The sequence below is a fragment of the Acidaminococcus sp. genome, from assembly GCA_022482815.1.
GTDB lineage: Bacteria > Bacillota > Negativicutes > Acidaminococcales > Acidaminococcaceae > Acidaminococcus.
This window is the reverse complement of sequence record JAKVOM010000001.1, coordinates 2,889,884-2,909,999: the sequence shown is the minus strand read 5'-3', so window position 1 is coordinate 2,909,999 and position 20,116 is coordinate 2,889,884. Positions and strand designations below refer to the sequence as shown.

The window sequence follows — 20,116 nt, the reverse complement described above, 5'->3', positions numbered from 1 at the left end:
AGGCGAACATCATGAGTGAAATGACAAAGGAACAAGCAAAGCAGAGAGCTGACGAGCTCAAAGCGGAAATTGCCAAAAATTCCTATTTGTATTACGTGCAGGACAATCCGACGATTACGGATGCCGAGTACGACAATATGATGCGGGAACTGCGCGCCATTGAAGCAGAGTATCCTGATCTCATTACGCCGGATTCCCCGACGCAGCATGTCGGCGGGTATGCCAAGCCGGGCTTTACGGAAGTCCATCATATTACCCCTCTCCTGAGTCTGGCCAATGCTTTTTCACCGGAGGAAATGGAAGAATTTGACCGCCGCGTTCACGAAGGACTGCCGAAAGGTACGGAAGTAGAATACGTCGTAGAACCGAAAATCGACGGTCTTGCCTGCAGCATCATTTACGAAAACGGCCGTTTTGTCCGGGCCGCTACCCGCGGTGACGGTAATGTCGGCGAAAATGTGACGGAGAACGTGAGGACCATTCAGAATGTACCGAAGGTGCTGAAGTCCGTTCCGGGCGTCCCTGTACCCGAACTGCTCGATGTGCGCGGAGAAGTCTACATGCCCCGCCACGCGTTCCTGGAGCTCAACGAGGAACGTCAGGAAAGAGGGGAGACCGAGTTTGCCAATCCGCGCAACGCGGCGGCAGGGTCCCTGCGACAGCTCGACCCGCGCGTAACGGCTAAACGTTCCCTTGCTTTCTTTGCTTATGGTATCGGGACAGGCGCGCTGCCGACTCATAATGAATCCATGGACCGGCTGCAGCAGTTTGGCTTTACGACGACGGAAGGCCGGACGAAGGTCAAGACCATTCAGGAAGCCAACGAGCTCATTAAAAAACACGGCGAACGCCGCGCCAGCCTGGGATATGATACGGACGGTGTCGTCGTTAAGGTAAACGCCGTATGGCAGCAGAATATTCTCGGTGCCACAGGTAAGGATCCGCGTTGGGCTATGGCCTACAAATTCCCGCCTGAACAGGCCGAAACGACCTTGCGGGATATAGTCATCCAGGTCGGTCGTACGGGCGTTCTGACGCCGACTGCCGTACTTGATCCGGTAAAGCTTTCGGGTAGTACCATCAGCCGTGCGACACTGCATAATGAGGATTTTATCAAGGAAAAAGATATCCGCATCGGAGACCGTGTCGTCATCAATAAGGCAGCTGAAATTATTCCGGAAGTGCTCCATGTTGTGCCGGAGAAGCGTACCGGCGAGGAAAAGGTCTTCCATATGCCGGAAACCTGTCCGGAATGCGGCTGGCCGGTCAAACGCAAGGAAGGGGAAGCGGCTGTTCGCTGTACGAACCCTCATTGTCCTGCACTGCGCCGCGAAGGGCTCATTCACTTTACGTCCCGCGACGCGATGAATATCGACGGCTGCGGTCCTTCCGTTCTGGGACAGCTGCAGGACAAAGGTCTGATTAAAGATCCGAGTGACCTGTACCTGCTCACGGAAGAACAAGTCATGGAACTGGACCGGATGGGAGAAAAATCGGCTCATAACCTGATTCAGGCCATTGCAGCCAGTAAGGAGCAGAGTCTCGATAAATTGCTCTTTGCCCTGGGCATTCGCCACGTAGGAGCGAAGGTGGCGCGTATCCTGGCACTAAAATACGGTACCATGGACGCATTGATGAATGCTTCTCAGGCCGAACTGGCACAGATCCCGGATATCGGCCACGTCATTGCCGAAAGTGTCGTGACGTACTTTGGAGATCCGGGCAATCAGGATTATATTGAACGCCTGAAAGAACTGGGCCTCAATATGAAGATGCTGGGGACGGCAGCCGCCAACGAAAATCATCCCTTCTTTGGCAAGACGATGGTCTTCACGGGAACGCTGCCGACGCTCGACCGGGCAACGGCACAGACCATGGCTCAGGAGGTCGGGGCCAAGGTTACAAGTTCCGTCAGCAAAAAGACGGACTATGTGGTAGCCGGAGCGGAACCGGGCAGCAAATATACGAAAGCCCAGCAGCTTGGCGTAACGATTATCGACGAAGCGGAATTCCGCAGACTGTTAAACAGCAATCGCTGAATAAAATCAAAAGGAGCTATGAAGGAACAAATCATCATTCCTTCATAGCTCTTTTTTTGCGATTTGCAGCGTACCATAAAAAACTAACTGTTATCTGCTCAATTTCTTAAGATTCAGCCAAGGTAGAAGTCTATTCGGGTGTACTAACCACTGTCCACTATCCACCAGCCACTTTGGTAAAGACATCTTAGCCTTGCCGACCCTTCTGTTCTTTAATCGCGTAAAGTTTTTCCAGCACCCGTTCCGTCAGCTCGCAGTCATCAACGGCGCGGTGATGATTGCCTTCAATGCCGAAATACTGGCAGAGAAATTCCAGACCGTAATGGGGCAGTCCGGGAAGCAGGGTCTTGGCCAGTTTCCGCGTATCAATCCAGGGATTATTGAGGTGTTCTCCCGTAAGCTTGTAGATGCGGTCATACAGGAAGTCAATATCAAAATTGATGTTGTGCCCTACAATAGTATAACCACCGATGAAATTGCAGAGGGAGGGGAGAATATCAGCAAATTTTGGCGCTCTTGCCACGTCTTCGTCGCGGATTCCCGTAAGGTTTGTGATGAAGGGAGTCAGCTTTTTAAAAGGCTCCGGACGCACGAAACTTTGAAAGCGGTCAAAAATAGTCCCGTTACGTACTGCGAGACCTCCGATCTCGATGATGGCGTCACGGCGAGGATTAAGCCCCGTAGTTTCAATATCGATGACAATATAGGACAAGGGGAGGTGCATCGTTCCCTTGCCTTTTTTACGCCGGTGTTCCTGCGTGTTTTGAGGTTCCGGCATATCAAATAAAGAGGCAGAATAAGGTTCCATAGCTGTCTCCTTTCAGATGTGTGGATTTCCGGCAAGTGGAAGCTGCCGGATTCTTTATTATAGCCGAAAACTGGAAGTTTTCCAAAGAAAATTTTTGGACAGTGAGAAGAAATTTATTCGGTGACCTGCAGGCGGGATGAAAAAGGCGCTTTTGGCCTTTAGCATCTGGCTTTTAGACAGGCCTTGGAAGCAAGGTAGAGCCGTCAACAGAATAAAAATGTGGCTGCTCATTCCCTGCAAAGTAGTTTTCCTTCTTTCGACTACGTGGAAGAAGGTTATAGAAGAATGTCAAACCTGACGGTTTAGTTTAATTAAGACGGACGACGGAATGCAAAAAAGCTGTGAAACAATGGCTTGGCATTGCTTCACAGCTTTTTTAATGATCAATTAATTTTGAGACTGCACATTGGCATCCTTGTCGTTGTCACCGGCAGCAACAAGTTCTTTGCCGCAGTGCTTGACAACCATCAGGGCCAGTGCCATCAGGGCAATGGCTACGACGAGCTGCAGGCCATCTACCATCATGACGAACTTGCCGGCCAGAACCTTGGTATAGATTCCATAGACGGACATGCACAGAGCGCTCATGGTGACGACGAACATAAAGCACATCGGGATGTACAGCATCCAGCTCTTACGACCGGTGGTACGCAGGAATACGGCAAGGCCGATGAGTACCAGGGAAGAGAGCAGCTGGTTGGCTGCACCGAAGAGCGGCCAGATGTTCAGGTAACCGCCGAGGCAGAGCAGATAGCTCGGAATCAGGGTTACAATCGTGGCTACATAAGTGTTGCTCAGGAAGCGGGAAACCGAATTGTCATATTCGGACAGGAATTCCTGCATCACCATACGGCCGATACGCGTTACGGCATCGATCGTGGTCATGGCCAGTGCGGAAATGCACATCGTTACGATGCAGTTGCTGACATACGGAGAAATACCAAAGATGGAGAAGTATTGACCGATAGCAGAACCGAAGATGGCGAACGGAGTAGCTTTCGGCAGAGATCCGTTGACGGCTACAGAGCAGGCAATTACGAGGGAAACAACACCCAGGACGGATTCAATCAGCATGGAGCCGTAACCAACAGGAAGCATATCCTTTTCGTTGGAAATGGTCTTGGAAGAAGTTCCGGAAGAAACGAGGCTGTGGAAACCGGAAACGGCACCGCAGGCAATCGTTACAAACAGAATCGGGAACAGCGGCTTGTTGCCGACGACGAAGCCCTTGAAAGCAGGCATGTTCAGGGTCGGGTTGCCGACAATGATTCCAACGACACCGGCAAAGATCATGCCGAGCAGCAGGAATACACTCAGATAGTCACGCGGCTGAATGAGGAGCCACATGGGAAGTACGGAAGCGATAAAGCAGTAAGCGTAAGTTGCATACAGCCAGGAAGTACGCGTAGCAAAGATAGGATGCGCAATACCGCCGGCAATCATAGCAACCATGCAGATGATAGCAAGAACAATTTCCTTTGCGCCGGTAATGTGGAAACGGCGGGTAATGACCCCGAAGATCATAGCGACGAAAACATAAAGCGTAGAAATAGAACCGGCTGCCGCGTTAGGACCAAGTTCTGCACCGGTCTTGGAAAAACCGTTGAACGTGCTTGCCATGATATCGGAGAAAGCAGCGATAACCAGCAGGGAGAACAGCCAGGCAAAAATCAGGAACATCTTGCAGCCCGTATGGCCGACATATTGTTCAATAATTTTACCCATGGACTTGCCGTCATTCTTCACAGATGCATACAGAGCCGTAAAGTCCTGTACAGCACCGAAGAAAATGCCGCCGACCAGCAGCCACAGGAAAGCAGGCAGCCAGCCAAACATGCAGGCAATGATAGGACCGGTTACAGGGCCTGCACCGGTAATAGAAGAAAACTGGTGGGCAAAAACCGTAAAACGAGATGCGGGGGCAAAATCGCGGCCATCCTCGAATCGATAAGCAGGGGTCTTCGCATCCGGATCAATTCCCCATGTCTTAACGAGCCAGCGGCCGTAGAACAGATAACCACACGCAAAAACGATGATAGCAATACAAACAAGAGTTAATCCGTTCATGTAGTCCACTCCTTTCAAACAATACTGCCGGCCTACAACCCGGCAGCTAAACTGTTAAGTCTTTACGGATGCGTTTGACAGTGACATAATCTATCACTTGTATACAAAATTGTCAACAGTTTTTTAAATAATTTTTTAAAAATCATTAAAAGTGTTATTTTATACTCCGCATAGCGAGAAAATTATCAGATATGTACACTTACAATAGACTTAGCTAAATCTTTGTACGTTATTTTGCTATCTGTCATTAGTGAATTGTTACTATTTAAGGACTTTTTGTGACAAAATTACGGCGAAATGAGCAGTTTCGTTTGATATCCCCATATTGTAAATGATAAAGTGTTATATAAATAAAAAATAGTAGGAAATTTGGTGGACTGGTGTTGACAGAAGGGCGGAACAATAGTATAGTAACAGTTAAATTCATAAACTTAAATGGCATTGAGTGGGAATAGTAGTGATGCCGTGGAATGGACAGAGACCTGCCGGCCGGTGCGAGGCAGGAAGGAAGCGCATCATGAATCTGGCCCAGGAGCCGTCCCGGGGAAAAGAGGAATAGTCGGGAACGGGTGGCAGCCGTTATTCTGCCAGGCATTAAAAAGCTGCCTGTAGCTTCTGATGTCTGAGGAGGGGCCGCGCAGGCGGCAAAAAGAGTGGTACCGCAGAGTGTAAACGCTTTGTCTCTTGGCTGAGGCAAAGCGTTTCTTTATTATGGCTCGATGGAGAATCAATTTTTATTTTCGCAGAGGAGATGCTTTGAAATGACGAAAAAGAGAATTGTAGGGGTAATCGGTATTGGACATGTGGGTGCTCATGTGGCGTATACACTGGGTATGACAGGTGTGGCCGATGTCGTAAAACTGTGCGATACCAACGAACAGAAGTTGATCAGTGAACGGCAGGATCTGATGGATGCTGTCATGTTCATGCCTCACCGCGTCAATTATGTGATTGCTAAATATGAAGAACTGGCTGACTGCGATGTGATTATTAACGCCATCGGCAAAATTGAACTGCTTGTCACCCATAACCGCGACACGGAAATGAACTTCACTGTAGCCCAGGTGGCTGATTTCATTCCTAAGGTGATGGCCGGCGGTTTCAAAGGCATCTTTATCAATATCACGAATCCCTGTGATGTTGTAACTGACCTGATTTATAAACTGAGCGGACTGCCGAAGGGGCATGTTTTTGGTACCGGTACGGGCCTTGATTCTTCCCGTCTGGTCAGCGCTATTGCTCAGCAAACCGGTCTGGACCATAAGTCTATTACAGCGTACATGATGGGTGAACACGGCAATGCCCAGATGGTTCCCTGGTCCATCATTAAATTTGGCGGAAAACCGCTGAGCGAACTGGAAGGGGATCCCCGTTTTGTATTTGGCTCTGTCACAACAAATGGTTGATTTTTGACGAGAAATAGCGTATAATAATAGTAAGAAACAGTACCACCGAAGGAGGTAATTGGATATGCCTACTATCAAAGACGCATTAGATATTATCGGTAAGTTGACTGTCGCAGAGCAGGAAAGCCTTAAAACAATGCTTTTAAGTCCTGCCTTTGTAAAGTCTTTGAATATTGAAGATTTCGTAGCAAAGGAACGCTTTGCAAATGGTCGTGTATGCCCTCTTTGTGGCTGTATCCATGTGGTTCGCAATGGTCATCGTAAAGATGGCACACAGCGATATGTATGTAAGGATTGTGGCAAGTCCTTCGTGATTGCTACGAACTCCATTGTGTCTGGTACAAGAAAAGACTTGTCCGTGTGGGAGCAGTACATTGATTGTATGATGAATGGCTTATCCATTCGTAAGACTGCTGTTGCTTGTGGGATTCACAGAAACACCGCATTCCTTTGGAGACACAAGATTTTGGATGCACTTCAGAATATGGCAGACGATGTTACCCTTGACGGCATTATTGAGGCTGACGAAACTTTTTTCGCCATCTCGTACAAGGGCAATCATAGCAAGAGTAAGACATTTGCTATGCCACGCAAGGCTCATAAGCGTGGTCATTCTACACATATCAGAGGCTTGTCCCAAGAAAAGGTATGTGTTCCTTGTGCGGTTAATAGGAATGGCTTGTCTATCTCCAAGATTACGAATACTGGTAGAGTTTCTACAAGAGATTTACATCATATTTATGATGGTAGGATTAAGACCAATTCCACTCTTGTTACGGACAAGATGAACTCCTATGTGAGATTTACAAATGCCAATGGCATTGACCTTGTGCAGTTAAAGACTGGCAAAGCCAAGAAAGGCATTTATAATATCCAACATATCAATAGCTACCATAGCCAGCTAAAGAGGTTTATGCGTGGCTTTAACGGTGTTTCTACCAAGTATCTGAACAACTATCTTGTGTGGAATAACCTTGTAAATTACGCCAAAGAAAGCGACATGGAGAAAAGGAACATCTTCTTAACTTTTGTTTTGGCAACATTGAAAACTGCTAAATGCAGAGATTTATCAAACAGACCAGCAGTTCCTCTGGTCGCCTAATTAGAATTTGTGGAGATGATAAGATGGTCAATATAACAGATGTAAAACAGATTCTTCAATTTGCAATAGATGCGGAGATTAAAGTCTTTCTTGATGGTGGCTGGGGTGTAGATGCTCTTCTTGGATATCAGTCAAGAGCCCATAATGATATTGACATTTTTGTAGAAAAGAACGATTATCAGAACTTTATAGAAATAATGAAAGCTAATGGCTTTTATGAGATTAAGATGGAATATACAACATTGAACCATACTGTATGGGAAGATTTGAAAAACAGAATTATTGATTTGCATTGTTTTGAATATACGGACGAAGGTGAAATTCTTTATGATGGGGATTGTTTTCCGGTAGAAACTTTTTCGGGTAAAGGAAGAATTGAGGAAATAGAGGTTTCCTGTATTGAACCATATAGTCAAGTAATGTTCCATCTGGGATACGAGTTTGATGAAAATGATGCACATGATGTGAAGTTATTGTGTGAGACACTTCATATCGAAATTCCAAATGAGTATAGATAACTGCAAATAACAGTTTGTAGGGGAGTTCTGATACTCCCCTATAAAAATGGCTATTTATCAACTGTTTGTTGTGACATAGCCTTGTATTTAATAAGGATGAAATCAAGGAAAAGACCATCAAGGCCGGCTGGGTAACATACGTAGGCAAGGGCTGCACTGAATATGGTATCTGCGCTACGGCGGTTACGCTGGCTAACACTGTTCTCCATGATGAAAAACGCATTATGGCTACGAGCTGCCCGCTGGACGGCGAATATGGTGAAAAGGGTATCTTCGCCGGCTGCCCGGCTGTGGTAGGGGCCGACGGTGTTGAACAGGTCATGGAATACAACCTGCCGGAAGATGAAATGGCTGAATTCAAGAAATGCTGCGCTACGATTCGTGCCAATATCAAAAAGGCAGAGGCAATCTGGAAAAAATAAACAGTATCCTTGTTGTGCCGGCTTGGATGGCACATTTTAGGAAGTAAAGCAACGCAGAAGGCCCGGAAAGGCTGTGATAACTCACAGCTCTTTCCGGGTCTTTAGTTTTGTCTATATATTGGAAGAAAAGTTTAAAAAGAAAGTAAAAGGGCTGTGCAATAATGCGTGTGCATCATTGTACAGCCCCTTTTGCAGATCTTTAATTAACTATTTATTTTGTTGATTATTTCACCGTATTCCTTAATACGCCGATGCCTTCGATTTCGCATTCAATCACGTCACCGCTCTTCAGGTACTGAGGCGGATTCATGCCCACACCGGTGCCTGCCGGGGTGCCCGTTGCAATAATCGTGCCGCATTTCAGCGTCATGCCGTGCGACAATTCACTAATGATATAAGGAATGCTGTGCACCAGGTTTTTCGTGTTGCTGTGCTGGCGTTCTTCGCCGTTGACACGGGTGATGAGTTCCAGTTCAGGAGGGAAGGGGAACTCTTCTGCCGTGACGATCCAGGGACCCATGGGAGCAAAAGAGTCGAGGCTCTTTCCAAAATACCACTGCTTGTGGGCAACCTGAACATCACGTGCGGTCACATCATTGATAATCGTATAACCGAAAATATAATCCTGGGCATCTTCGGGAGCTACATTTTTTGCAGTTTTTCCGATGATGACCGCCAGTTCACACTCGTAATCCAGTTTTTTAACGACTTCAAAATGCCCGTCAATCAGACCTTCCGGCTCGGTGCAGTGGCTGGCGCGCTTGGAAAAATATACCGGTACATTCCGTTTTACAATTTTTTCTTCGCTGTAGTCTTTGGGCAGCTCTTCATCGTGGGAACGATAGTTAATTCCCAGGCAGATAATATCATTAGCTGGTTCGGGAATCGGTGCCAGCAGCTTTACTTTCGAAAGAGGAACCGCGGCGAGTCCCATCCGCGTGATGGCAAGTAGTTCATCAAAATTTGTGCGGGCCATTAAATCAGTTACGCTCGCGTATTTATTGGCAGGAATCACATATTGCCCATCTTCAGATAATACCCCTACTTGTTGCTGACCGTCATACAGCATGGTTACAATTTTCAAAGGAACCACTCCTTTTCCATTTTATCTTCTTATTTTACACTGTTTTGCTGTAAATTACTAGAAATTTATCTGAAAATTAGGTTTTTTGCAATAAATTATTTAGAAGGAACATATAATTGTCTGTCTTTTTATCGTTTTATGATTTTGTACGGCAAATAAAGAAATAAATGATAATTGCTTGAGCGCTTTTCCTGTTCTTGTGGTATAATACGTCAGACAATGTCAGCAAAAATGGAAAGAGGGAGAGAGCATATGCTGCAGCCATTTTATTATCTGGATGACGGACATGGGGATTATAACCGCAGCTACGAGCGGGATTATGATGTGGACTATGCCGATTATTCCACTGATCATAGAGAAAACAACTTTAGGAATTTTGAAGAAAAGGTTCCTAAAAGTAAAAAGGAACGCGTCCGGAATATTTTGAAGCATTACGAATAACGAGTGGGCCGTGGAGAGCTGACAGCACGTTTCTTCACGGCCTCTGTTCTTTTTTTGATGGCCTTTATAAAAATGGTATAGAGGTCTTATTTTTATCAATATATAAGAGAAATGAGGGGATAAGCTGTGGCAGCAGGTGTCAAGGATATGACAACAGGGAGTATTCTCCCTCAGATTATGAAGTTCAGTGTTCCACTGCTTTTGGGTAATCTGTTCCAACAAACTTATAACCTTGTTGATACGGCAATTGTGGGCCGTACGCTTGGAGCCAGGGCACTGGCGGCCGTTGGTTCGTCAACGAGCATTCAGTTTCTCGTCATGGGCTTTTGTATCGGTATCAGCCTGGGTTTTACTATCCCTGTAGGGCAGCGTTTTGGGGCCCATGACTACGCCGGGATGCACCGCTATGAATATTCGGGCGGTATCCTGTCCGCTGTTTTTGCGCTTACAATCACACTCCTTACGACAATCCTCTGCAGTCACATTCTAAGAATCCTGCAAGTGCCGGACGAAATCTTTCATGATGCCTGGATTTACCTTATTATCATTTTTTGCGAGATCCCTTTTACTATCATGTATAACTACCTGGCAGGCCTCATGCGTGCTATCGGGGACTCCCGCACCCCGTTCCTGTATCTTGCCGTGGCCTCTGTCCTCAACATTGTCCTCGACTGTCTTTTTATCATGTCTTTTCACTGGGACGTTGCCGGGGCGGCTATTGCTACGGTTCTTTCGCAGGCTTTGTCTGCCTTCCTCTGTCTTTATTCCGTGACTCACCGCTACGAGGTACTTCATGTAGAACCCGCCGAGCGGCACTATGGAGCCCGGGAAGGACGCAGCATGATGGGAATCGGTATCCCTATGGGACTCCAGTACTCCATTACGGCCATCGGCTCCATGGTTATGCAGAGTGCCAACAATTCCCTGGGAACGGAGTATGTCTCGGCTTTTACGGCCGGGACAAAGCTCAAGCAGTTCCTTTTGTCGCCTTTTGATGCCTTCGCTACAGCCGTATCAACCTTTGTTGCCCAGAATTTTGGCGCGCGCCGCACGGACCGGATCCGAGAGGGCATCTTCAAAGGGACTCTTGTAAGTGTTCTCTACGGAGCCGTCTTTGGCCTTTTTGCCATGGTGCTCGGCGGGAGGGAGCTGTGCCTGCTCTTTTTGGATGCGGAAAATACCGTTGAACTTGATCTGGCTGCCCTTTATCTGCGCCGTATGGGTTACTGCCTCTGGGTACTTGGCATCCTCAATGTATGCCGCATGAGCATCCAGGGGCTGGGCAATGCCCGGAAGGCCATGATGAGCGGTGTTCTGGAAATGATTGCCCGCACTATAGTCTCTGTCTTTTTTGTGGGCTCTTTCGGGTACGACGCCATTACGTGGGCCGACCAGGTGGCATGGTTTGCGGCCACGGCCTTTGTCCTGCCCATGGTGATGTACTCCATTCGCAATGCGGAGAAAAACTTTAAATAAGGCAGGAACAACATAAAAAGATAGTTATCTATCGCCGAAAATAGCTTTTTTGTTTTTCCAAGAAAAGATAGGAACTGTGAAGAAAGTACGTAGTGTATTTTTTCACAGTTCCGTTTTTGTATTTCAACATTAAACCACTTTTATTTTTAGTTTTTGGTAGACACTTTTGAAAGATAGCTGCAAATGCGCGAAAGACCAGATTGGGTCATAAGGTACCCATCATGAAAAAAGTACCGTTTTTATTCCTTTACTTTATCTCACACCTGTTTTTTCATTTTCTTTTTGTGGACGGCACAGAAGATGGACGCAGATACAAGGAAGGCGGGCTTAGGAACCCGAGATAATACAAAAATAGTATATCGAGTGGTTCCTAAGTCCGCCTGACAAAGTAGATGCGCCCATGGGAATCACTGATTCAATGAACGGCTTCAGATACGTGCGGATGCGCCAGCTACGCAAGAAGACAATCCGGAGGGTTACCGGGCGTATCTCGAGGAATTGTCGACACAGCGTAGCTGGTACAGACGTATGTAGATGAAGTCGCGAGTGAATCAGTGACTCCCTACTGCGCTGGACAGAAAAAGTTTCCTTAGAAAAAGCTCTCAGACAAGATGCGTGCGAGGCCAGCCGAGCACCAGATTGTCTGAGGTGCCTTTAAAATGCACTAGCTGGTTTCATTCCAACTTCGGGATAACAGCCCCACCATGATGCATCAGATTAATCGTATAGTTTTTATTTCCTAACCGGGCAAGTTCTTCCGAAGCTCTGTCCCAAGCTTCTGTAAGGGTCTCACACGGAATGATATGAGTCTTTTTGACGGCTTCGAAATTCTCTTTGCGCGTGACAAGATACATCGTATAATTGTGGGCCAGGGTAAAGACATAAAAGGCGATAAAGAACGGAATTGTGAAACAGTCACGCAGTCCTTGTTCCATGTCGGGCAGCGTCTGGAAACGGAAACTGTCCCAGAAAATTTTTGGTTCTTTGATATCGGGAGAGTCAACAAGGGCGATGATGATGCCGTGGTCTTTCGTTACATCGGCAGCCGGTTCAAAACACTTGACACCTTGATAGAAGGACAAGTCCTTGGGATAGCCGCCGGCACTTACGATGGTTACGTCTGTTTTTTGCTTGACAGCGACTTCGGTATTCTGCAGGACTCTCCTGGTGCCTTCCAGCCAGGCCTCATAGGGGTCGCCGGCTACAAAACCGCAGATTTCCCCGTCTCCGTTGATGAGGGAATGAATCAAAAAATCAGGACGGCACATTTCCATGCCTTCTACCATATCTTCGTTGACCGGATTGCCCTTCAGGGCACGGTGCGCTGTGGCAGGATTGATACCTTCACCATGAACCTGGGAAAGTGCATGGCAGTGATTCTTCTGGATTGTGTCCCAGCCGGCAACGCCGGGAAGAATCATTTTGCGGCCGCCGCCGAAACCTGCAAACAGATGCGGTGCCAGTCCATTGATAATGATGGTTTTATCGGCTTCGACTACTTTTTTGTTGAGATAGACCGGTGTCCCGAAACTGGTTGTTCCGACATAGGTCAGATTCTGATCATCATGGCAGTCATGCTGATACATCTTGATGCGGCGGGCTACTTCCTTGCCGACTACAGTCTCATTTTCTTCGTCCGTATGAGCACGATGGGTGCCCTGGGCAAATACAATGTACATATCTTCGTCAGGGATGCCGGCCTCATTAAGGGCATTTACGATTTCAATCATAAAGCGGCCCGAACCGCTCCAGGCACGCGTAATATCGGCGGTAACGAGGCACACCTTGTCACCAGGTTTCACGATTTCGGAAAGCTTTTTGGAACCAATCGGATGCTCCATTGCTTCCCTGAAGGCGGTTTTTACATCAACAGCCGGCACCGTAATCGGTTCGATGACCTGCGCGATATGCGATTCCGGAAGGGAAATCGACTGTGTCGTCTTCCCGTAAGGAAGTGTGATCTCTTTAAACGTAACCATATAAGGAAGGCCCCTTTTCTTGTTTTTCTCCATTATAGCATGATGACACGGAACGCAGAAAGCAAAAGGCTGCCTGAAGGGAAAAAATAAGTGGTCTTTTCGGGCAGCCGGACTGCAAAATTATCCGAAGTGTTCAATAAGGGCAGTATCTAAAAAGTTCGTTCTTGCAAATTCGGAAAAATTGACTACAATAGAGAATCATATAAACCTTAGGGGGGTATAAAATGTCAGCAAGAATTGATCATATTAAAGCATTGCGGGATCCCTCGGATCCGCATGAATATAATTGTGCACAAGTATTGATGATGGGATTTCATGATGTGCTGGGTGTATCGGAAGCACAGGCGGCCAAAATGAGCGTCTTTTATGGCGGTGGAATGAGTCACGGTTCGGTGTGCGGAGCTGTAAGTGCCGCTTTGATGATCCTCGGCGCAGGGGGCGCATCGGGCCTTGAAGCCGGCAGGTTCCTGCAGGAGTTTCGCAGCCGTCATGAGTCGACGCAGTGTGCCGCACTGCTTACCAAGTCTCATGCCCGGGGAATTCCTAAAAAAGTTCACTGCGATGGGCTGATTTTTGAAGTTGCGGAAGCATTGGAAAAGGAACTGAAGTTGTGAATAAAACGAGGGGCTGTCGCAAGTGACCGATTTTTAATCCCTGAAATAACTTGCTAAAGACCCCAAATTGCCTTACTTTTTAGTTGAATATGTTTTGAGATGAAAAAAGGGCGCACGAAATTAAGCAACTCTAAGTTGCTTTTTTTCGTGCGCTCTTTTTGTATCTTTTAGGCCTCTTTTTTCAGCGGATATAAGTGCAAATCCTCTTTGCCGTCTTGAACTTTGTGATGGACCTTCAGGACATTCCGTGCCATGGCACATATTCCCACTGTTACCAGGGCATTTCCTTTGCCTCGGGTTTCTAGTCTTCTGACGTTTAATGAATCCTTGAGATCCGCAAAGGCTCCTTCTGCCTGTATACTGCGGTTCATCCTCAGTTCCTTACCATATTCGGAAGTAATGTTCTTCAGGGATTCTGCCCTCAATGCAGCAAAATTCTTCGAGACCACTAATTTCTTGTTTCTTTTCTCCATGGGTGTCCTGCAATTGTTCCCATGGATGCACTGTTCCTTGTAGGGACAACCGCTGCAGTCCTTACATTCGTAATATGTTTTCTCTGACACATATCCTGACCGGTTCTTTACCTGGGTTACTTTACTGACTTTCAGCAGTCTCCTACCTTTACAGATATACATGTCTTGATCAGGCAAATATGTCATGTTTTCTGCTTTGCCGATGTCGTTCTTATACTTTTTCCTCTTGCTTCTTTCATAATTGTTAGGCTTGATATATGAAGTATACTGATTCTTCTTCAGCCAGACCAAGTTCTCTTCGCTTTCATAGCCTGCATCGGCTACAATGTTTGCAAATTTCTGACCGAAGTGGGCTTCAAATCCTTCAAGAAAAGGAATGAGTGTCCGCATATCTGTTGGATGTGCACTCACATCTGCAAACAAGGTAAAACCGGAATTGTTGGCATATTGGACATTGTATCCCGGCTTTAAGGCGCCATTAAGCATGGCGTCTTCTTTCATCCTCATAAAGGTAGCATCCGGGTCTGTTTTGGCAAAGCTGTTCCGTTCCCCACAGATGTGAAGCTGCTTCGTATACACCTTAAGCCGTTTGAGATAGTTAGCTAAAATCTCATAGTACTTCTGTAGAATGGTCTTTCTTTTCCCACATCCGTGAACAAACTCGATCCCTTCAGCCCGCTTTATGACAAGCAGTTTTTTTAGGAGCTTCTTTAAATGACGGATGTGGAAAGTGTTTCCGTAACAGACCTTGATTCCGAAACGTTCCTCGATTTCGGGAACCAGTTGCTCCAGTTTCTCTATGAGTTTGTTCTGGCTGCCTAAGACTCTGTTTTTCCAAACAAATTTGTATTTGTTTGCCACAGATTCAATTTTTGTCCCATCGATGAACAGGCTATCCAGCGTGATGAAACCGCGAGCCAGCAGCCATTTATCCATCTGAATCATGAGCTCCTTGATACATGGTTTTAGATGGAGGGAACAAAATCTTGCAATGGTTGCATTATCCGGAGCTTTTTTCCCATCTAAGAGGAACATGAAATGAGTGTCTCTTTTACAGGATTGCTCTATCTTACGCGAACCACGAATTCCTTCCATACATGCATAAATGACGATCTCCAGCAGCTGAATTGGTGACGTTAATTTATTCTCGACATGAGAATACGTGTCATACAATGCCTTTACATCCATCCCTTCTACCATGGCACGCACCAAGCGAACAGGATCGTCATTAGGGATTTGTACTTCAAAATTTAGAGGAAGAAAAAGTTGATAAGAACTGCCAATTTTTGTATAATCCTTTTGTGTAGGTTTGTTTTTTGGCATATTTAAATTCTACACCAAGGCGCGGTCTCATTCAATGAGGCCGCGCCTTGCTTTTACCTTGTTTTTGATACAAAAGGGGCCGTCGCAAAATGCGACAGCCCCTTTTACGCTGGTCGCCGGTCGCTGGCCGCGGGTCGCCCGTGGAAGAAAAATTGCCAGGGCATTTTTCTACGAACTTATAAAAATAAAGTCTAAATATTGGTTCTTCACGGAAATTTGTGGACTAAAAGACATTTGACTATTGAAAAAGGACATTAACTCCTCCAAAATATAATCGTCGAAACCATACCTTGGGAGGAGAAAATGTCCTTTACTAATTACACTATTCAAAATAATGCAGAATGTCAAGATGTCTTTTACAATGTCTTCATGCCGGAAGACCCTTTTGATGACAGCCAGGAGATTGTTATTTGCAGTGAAAAGAAATATACCGACTTCCGTTGTCCTAAATGTGGTCAGAAAATGTATTCTTACGAGCCATTTTCCACCTACTTGAAAAGTTTTCCTGCGTATCCTGAGCATACCAGGATGATCCGCTTTGAAGGGCATCGCTTCCGTTGCTCCTGCTGCCATGCAACCATCACTGAGCCTATTCCCTTTAAATATCCAGGAACTCGCATTACCATGAGAGCTTCTCTCTGGATTGAGACGCTGCTTCGTAATGGAATCCCTGCCAATGCAATTGCCAAGATGTCAGGAATTCACTGGAGCACGGTTCGCTATGTCCACAAACAGCTCATGGACGAATCTCTCGATAAATATGAAATGGAATTGGAGCTGACCTCTTACAAGCCCCGTTTCCTGGCCATCGATGAGTTTGCTATCCATAAGGGACACACCTATGCCACTTGCGTCATGGATTTAGCGACAGGTTATATTCTCTGGGTTGGCAGAGGTCGGGCGATAGCTGACTTCGAGCATTTCTTCAAGGAATATGATCAGACAAAGCTGACAGAGGTCAAGGCAGTCGCCATGGATATGAACGCTTCCTACAACAAGCTGGTACAAGAACATCTGCCGCAAGCTAAGGTCGTGTATGATCGTTACCACATGCAGGCTCAATTCGGGAAGGAAGTATTAGGTGTAGTAAGACTTGATGAGGCCAGAATGCATAGGGATAAAGCCAACGACATGCAAGAAGCATTAAAAGACGCAAGTGCTGAAGACAAGCCGGCTTTGAAAGAGCGGATATCCGAGGAAAAGAAGAACTACCGCACATTGAAGAAAGTCCGCTGGCCGTTACTCACCAATGAAGATAGGCTGAATCCTAAGAGCAAAGAAGCGTTGCAGGCCATCTTTGCAGAGCACGAGGATCTGGCAATATGTTATTCCATGAAGGAAGAGATGGTAGCCCTCTATGAATTAAGGGACTATGACAAGGCTCTTGCAGGATGGAAGCGCTGGTTTAAAGCTGCACTAGGCAGCGGGATTCCGGCCCTGGTTAGGTTTGCTAAGATTAAGCTGCCAAGGATAGACGGTCTGGTGAACCATGCCCTGTACCCGATAAACACAGGGAAGCTTGAAGGCTTCAACAACAAGATTAAAGTGGCCAAAAGAAGAGCGTACGGATACAGAGATGATGAGTACTTTTTCACGTTAATTCGCTACCTCTCAATTCCGACCGTAAGGGGTATACTCCCGAAAAAACCGTGAAGAACCTAAATATTTAGGTTATCTGCTAAATTTTAGGCTTTTATTTTGCTTAAAAGTCTTACTACACTGCTGAAGACGAAGCTAAATGCCATATTCCAAAAGCCAAAAGTGCCTTTCTGTTCTAACTTCATCTCCATTTGCCACTAAAGAGAAAACGGAGTACTGCGTGGCGGCAGTACCCCGTTCTCTGTATGGAGGATATAAGAGAGTGTATGCTTAATCAGCAGCAATCTGCGGAAGCTGATGACCTTTCTTCCTTAAATAGAGAGCAATCAGCAGGTTAGGAATGAAACAGCCAGCAAAGAAAATAAGAACGGACGAATAAGTTCCGGTCGACTTATAGAACCAGGAGACAAGCGTCGGACCGACAACACCGGCAATCCCCCAGGCCGTCAGGACGCGGCCGTGGATGGCGCTTAATTGCTTTGTTCCGAAAAGATCGCTCAAATAGGCCGGCATGCAGGAAAATCCACCGCCGTAGCAGCTGATGATGAGCAGTACGAGGAACTTAAACATGCCTTCTGCTGTCGTTCCGGCCAGCAGGGCAAAGGCGGCAATTTCAAGCGCAAAGAAGAGAACATACGTAATCGGACGGCCAATCCGGTCAGAAATCGTAGACCAGAGGATGCGGCCCCCGCCGTTCATGATGCCGATGATTCCGACAAAGGAGGCGGCCTCAACGGCCGACATGCCGATGACCTGCTGCGCCATGGGGCTCAGTACGGCGAGAAGACCGATACCGCAGGTGATATTGATGAAAAAGACCCACCAAAGAGAGGCAAACTGCCAGGTACGCATGGCCTGGGCCGCCGTAAATCCGGAAACTGCAGGTGCTGCCTGGGTGCCCTCAGCAGTTTGTACTGTCGGAGGTTTCAGATACAGGGAGCAGGCGAGCATGACTGCAAAATAGACAATGCCAAGATCCCGGAAAGTAGCCGCCAGTCCGTACCGGGAATATAAATACTGCATGACAGGTGCGGCAATAAGGGCGGCAAAACCGAATCCCATAATGGCAAGGCCGGTTGCAAAACCGCGATGCTTCGGGAAATATTTGACGAGGGTAGAAACCGGGGTGATATAGCCTGTGCCAAGGCCCATGCCGCCGATGACTCCGTAAAAGAGGTAGAGCAGAGGCAGGCTCTTTACCGTGACTGCGTAGGAAGTACCAATCATGCCGGCTCCAAAGAGGCAGGCAGCGAGCGTACCGGAATTACGGGGGCCCATTTTTTCAACGGTCCTGCCAAGAAGCCCGGCCGATGTACCCAGAAACAGGATGGCCAGGGAAAATGTCCAGGTCACGTCCGCCATGCTGGCTCCCAGTGCTTCCATGATAGGCTTTACCAGCACACTGAATGCATAGACACTGCCGATGGAGATGTGGATGCCTACGGCAGCCAGAGCGATAAGCCAACGATTTCTCATACCTTATCTTCCTTTCCGGGACCCAGGCGGTCCCCCAGAAAAGGAGAGGAAACAAAAAGGCCCTGGACAGACTGCAGCAAAAAAGCTGCAGATCGGGCTGCCCAGGGAATAGAAAAGACCCTCCGGGCAAGTTCCTCTCTGCCCAGACGGCCGGCATTCCTTCACAGTACAAGGCACGTGGTCATTTCCACTTATCCGTCAGTCCTGTACTGCAGTTTTCAATTGTGTACTTCGGATTATAGCAGGGGACTCGGGGAGTGTCAAGCTGCTTTGTAGATTGATTTTCCCGTATGAAAAACAAAATAAAAAACGGCTGCAATCCGCAGCCGTAAGTTTTAAAATGGTGGAACTAACTGGACTCGAACCAGTGACCCCCACGATGTCAACGTGGTACTCTAACCATCTGAGCTATAGTTCCGACAGCTCTTATATCTTACTCGAAAGTAAAAATAATGTCAAGAGGCATAAAAAGAAATAGGGAGCAGGCTACATGTAAAAACAGAGAAATCTGCGATGCAGGATCAGTTAGGTATTCTGGCAATCTGAAAATTTTCTCCTGCGTTTCGGTAGTTACAGCCCGCCATTTCTTCGTGCTATTTTCTTTTTTTCGGGGAAAATGTATAATAGTGAGCGTATAAGGAGGAATAGGCATGCTGAAAAAGTTAGCAAGTGTTTTGCTGCTCGTCTGTGCGGTGATGGTCACTGCGTGCGGTAACAGTAATAAACAGGCATCTGCCAAGGCAGAAGCGCTGAAAGGGCCGGTAACGGCTCAATTTGAAACTTCCATGGGAAATTTTGACGTGCGCCTTGCCGTCGAACAGGCTCCCAATACCTGCGCCAACTTTGTAAAATTGGCTGAGTCCGGATTCTACGATGGATTGATTTTTCACCGCGTCATTGACGGATTCATGATTCAGGGCGGCGACCCTAACGGCAATGGTACGGGCGGTCCGGGCTATACGATTAAAGATGAATTTTCCCCGTCCCTGAAACACGATGGTCCTGGTATTCTTTCGATGGCTAATGCCGGTCCTAATACGGGCGGCAGTCAGTTCTTCATTACACTTGCCGCAACGCCCTGGCTGGATGGGCATCATGCTGTTTTTGGCCGCGTCGTCAAGGGCCTTGACGTCGTTCAGAAAATCGGCAAGGTCAAAACGGACAGCCAGGATAAACCGCTGACACCGGTGACAATCAAGAAAATCACCATTGTCCGCGGAAAATAACGCAGTAAAGCAGTATTTTTGCGGTGTCATCTAAATTACATGCTGAGGGAAAAGTCACGGAGC

The 20,116-nt window shown here is 47.0% G+C and carries 16 protein-coding genes, 1 tRNA gene, 1 riboswitch and 1 other annotated feature; of the genes, 10 read left to right on the top strand and 7 right to left on the bottom strand.

The annotated features are described in order from the left end of the window. Window positions 1-11: 11 nt before the first annotated feature. Window positions 12-2,039: an NAD-dependent DNA ligase LigA gene (gene ligA, locus LKE33_12555; GenBank protein ID MCH3951744.1), complete on the top strand. Its 2,028-nt coding sequence runs from the start codon at window positions 12-14 to the stop codon at window positions 2,037-2,039. Between the two features lie 187 nt (window positions 2,040-2,226). On the opposite strand, the gene LKE33_12550 is transcribed toward ligA, so the two are convergent. Both LKE33_12550 and LKE33_12545 read right to left on the bottom strand, forming a co-directional pair. After that, window positions 2,227-2,847: a 3'-5' exonuclease gene (locus LKE33_12550; protein ID MCH3951743.1), complete on the bottom strand. Its 621-nt coding sequence runs from the start codon at window positions 2,845-2,847 to the stop codon at window positions 2,227-2,229. 387 nt (window positions 2,848-3,234) lie between these two features. Continuing rightward, window positions 3,235-4,914, bottom strand: a complete 1,680-nt coding sequence (locus LKE33_12545; protein MCH3951742.1) for a carbon starvation protein A — start codon at window positions 4,912-4,914, stop codon at window positions 3,235-3,237. 432 nt (window positions 4,915-5,346) lie between these two features. Next, window positions 5,347-5,602 (top strand) — a binding site (T-box leader). Between the two features lie 73 nt (window positions 5,603-5,675). On the opposite strand from LKE33_12545, the gene LKE33_12540 reads away from it, so the two are divergent. The 4 genes from LKE33_12540 to LKE33_12525 all read left to right on the top strand — a co-directional run bounded on the left by LKE33_12540 (window position 5,676) and on the right by LKE33_12525 (window position 8,362). Then, window positions 5,676-6,320 carry a hypothetical protein gene (locus tag LKE33_12540; GenBank protein MCH3951741.1) on the top strand — a complete coding sequence of 215 codons (645 nt, stop codon included), beginning with the start codon at window positions 5,676-5,678 and terminating at the stop codon, window positions 6,318-6,320. A 64-nt stretch (window positions 6,321-6,384) separates the two neighbouring features. Further along, window positions 6,385-7,422, top strand: coding sequence for an IS1595-like element ISSag10 family transposase (locus LKE33_12535; GenBank protein ID MCH3951740.1), 1,038 nt, complete (start codon window positions 6,385-6,387; stop codon window positions 7,420-7,422). Between the two features lie 23 nt (window positions 7,423-7,445). Next, window positions 7,446-7,940, top strand: a complete 495-nt coding sequence (gene lnu(C), locus LKE33_12530; protein MCH3951739.1) for a lincosamide nucleotidyltransferase Lnu(C) — start codon at window positions 7,446-7,448, stop codon at window positions 7,938-7,940. Window positions 7,941-8,128: 188 nt separating this feature from the next. Further along, window positions 8,129-8,362 carry a hypothetical protein gene (locus tag LKE33_12525; GenBank protein MCH3951738.1) on the top strand — a complete coding sequence of 78 codons (234 nt, stop codon included), beginning with the start codon at window positions 8,129-8,131 and terminating at the stop codon, window positions 8,360-8,362. A gap of 223 nt (window positions 8,363-8,585) precedes the next feature. Here the strand turns inward: LKE33_12525 and LKE33_12520 are convergent, their stop codons facing one another. Beyond that, window positions 8,586-9,455: a fumarylacetoacetate hydrolase family protein gene (locus LKE33_12520; GenBank protein ID MCH3951737.1), complete on the bottom strand. Its 870-nt coding sequence runs from the start codon at window positions 9,453-9,455 to the stop codon at window positions 8,586-8,588. Window positions 9,456-9,698: 243 nt separating this feature from the next. On the opposite strand from LKE33_12520, the gene LKE33_12515 reads away from it, so the two are divergent. Both LKE33_12515 and LKE33_12510 read left to right on the top strand, forming a co-directional pair. Beyond that, window positions 9,699-9,887 (top strand): hypothetical protein, encoded by a 189-nt coding sequence (locus LKE33_12515; protein ID MCH3951736.1) that lies wholly within the window; start codon window positions 9,699-9,701, stop codon window positions 9,885-9,887. A 147-nt stretch (window positions 9,888-10,034) separates the two neighbouring features. Next, the gene (locus LKE33_12510; GenBank protein MCH3951735.1) at window positions 10,035-11,363 is read left to right on the top strand and encodes an MATE family efflux transporter; all 1,329 of its coding nucleotides are present in this window, start codon (window positions 10,035-10,037) and stop codon (window positions 11,361-11,363) included. Window positions 11,364-12,037: 674 nt separating this feature from the next. Here the strand turns inward: LKE33_12510 and larA are convergent. Further along, complete coding sequence (gene larA / locus LKE33_12505; GenBank protein MCH3951734.1) at window positions 12,038-13,342, bottom strand: nickel-dependent lactate racemase; 1,305 nt, start codon at window positions 13,340-13,342, stop codon at window positions 12,038-12,040. A 224-nt stretch (window positions 13,343-13,566) separates the two neighbouring features. Here larA and LKE33_12500 point away from each other — a divergent pair, with 224 nt between their 5' ends. Beyond that, window positions 13,567-13,956, top strand: coding sequence for a C-GCAxxG-C-C family protein (locus LKE33_12500; protein ID MCH3951733.1), 390 nt, complete (start codon window positions 13,567-13,569; stop codon window positions 13,954-13,956). 167 nt (window positions 13,957-14,123) lie between these two features. Here the strand turns inward: LKE33_12500 and LKE33_12495 are convergent, their stop codons facing one another. Further along, window positions 14,124-15,752, bottom strand: a complete 1,629-nt coding sequence (locus LKE33_12495; protein ID MCH3951732.1) for an IS1182 family transposase — start codon at window positions 15,750-15,752, stop codon at window positions 14,124-14,126. 303 nt (window positions 15,753-16,055) lie between these two features. On the opposite strand from LKE33_12495, the gene LKE33_12490 reads away from it, so the two are divergent. Further along, complete coding sequence (locus tag LKE33_12490) at window positions 16,056-17,405, top strand: ISL3 family transposase (protein MCH3951731.1); 1,350 nt, start codon at window positions 16,056-16,058, stop codon at window positions 17,403-17,405. A 216-nt stretch (window positions 17,406-17,621) separates the two neighbouring features. Here the strand turns inward: LKE33_12490 and LKE33_12485 are convergent, their stop codons facing one another. Next, entirely contained in the window at window positions 17,622-18,827 is a 1,206-nt protein-coding gene (locus LKE33_12485; GenBank protein ID MCH3951730.1) for an OFA family MFS transporter, read from the bottom strand. Between the two features lie 133 nt (window positions 18,828-18,960). Beyond that, window positions 18,961-19,043: riboswitch (ZMP/ZTP riboswitch) on the bottom strand. A 125-nt stretch (window positions 19,044-19,168) separates the two neighbouring features. Next, window positions 19,169-19,245 (bottom strand) — tRNA-Val (locus LKE33_12480). A gap of 232 nt (window positions 19,246-19,477) precedes the next feature. On the opposite strand from LKE33_12480, the gene LKE33_12475 reads away from it, so the two are divergent. Then, a complete protein-coding gene (locus LKE33_12475) occupies window positions 19,478-20,053 on the top strand; it encodes a peptidylprolyl isomerase (GenBank protein MCH3951729.1) in 576 nt (191 codons plus the stop codon). Window positions 20,054-20,116: the final 63 nt, after the last annotated feature.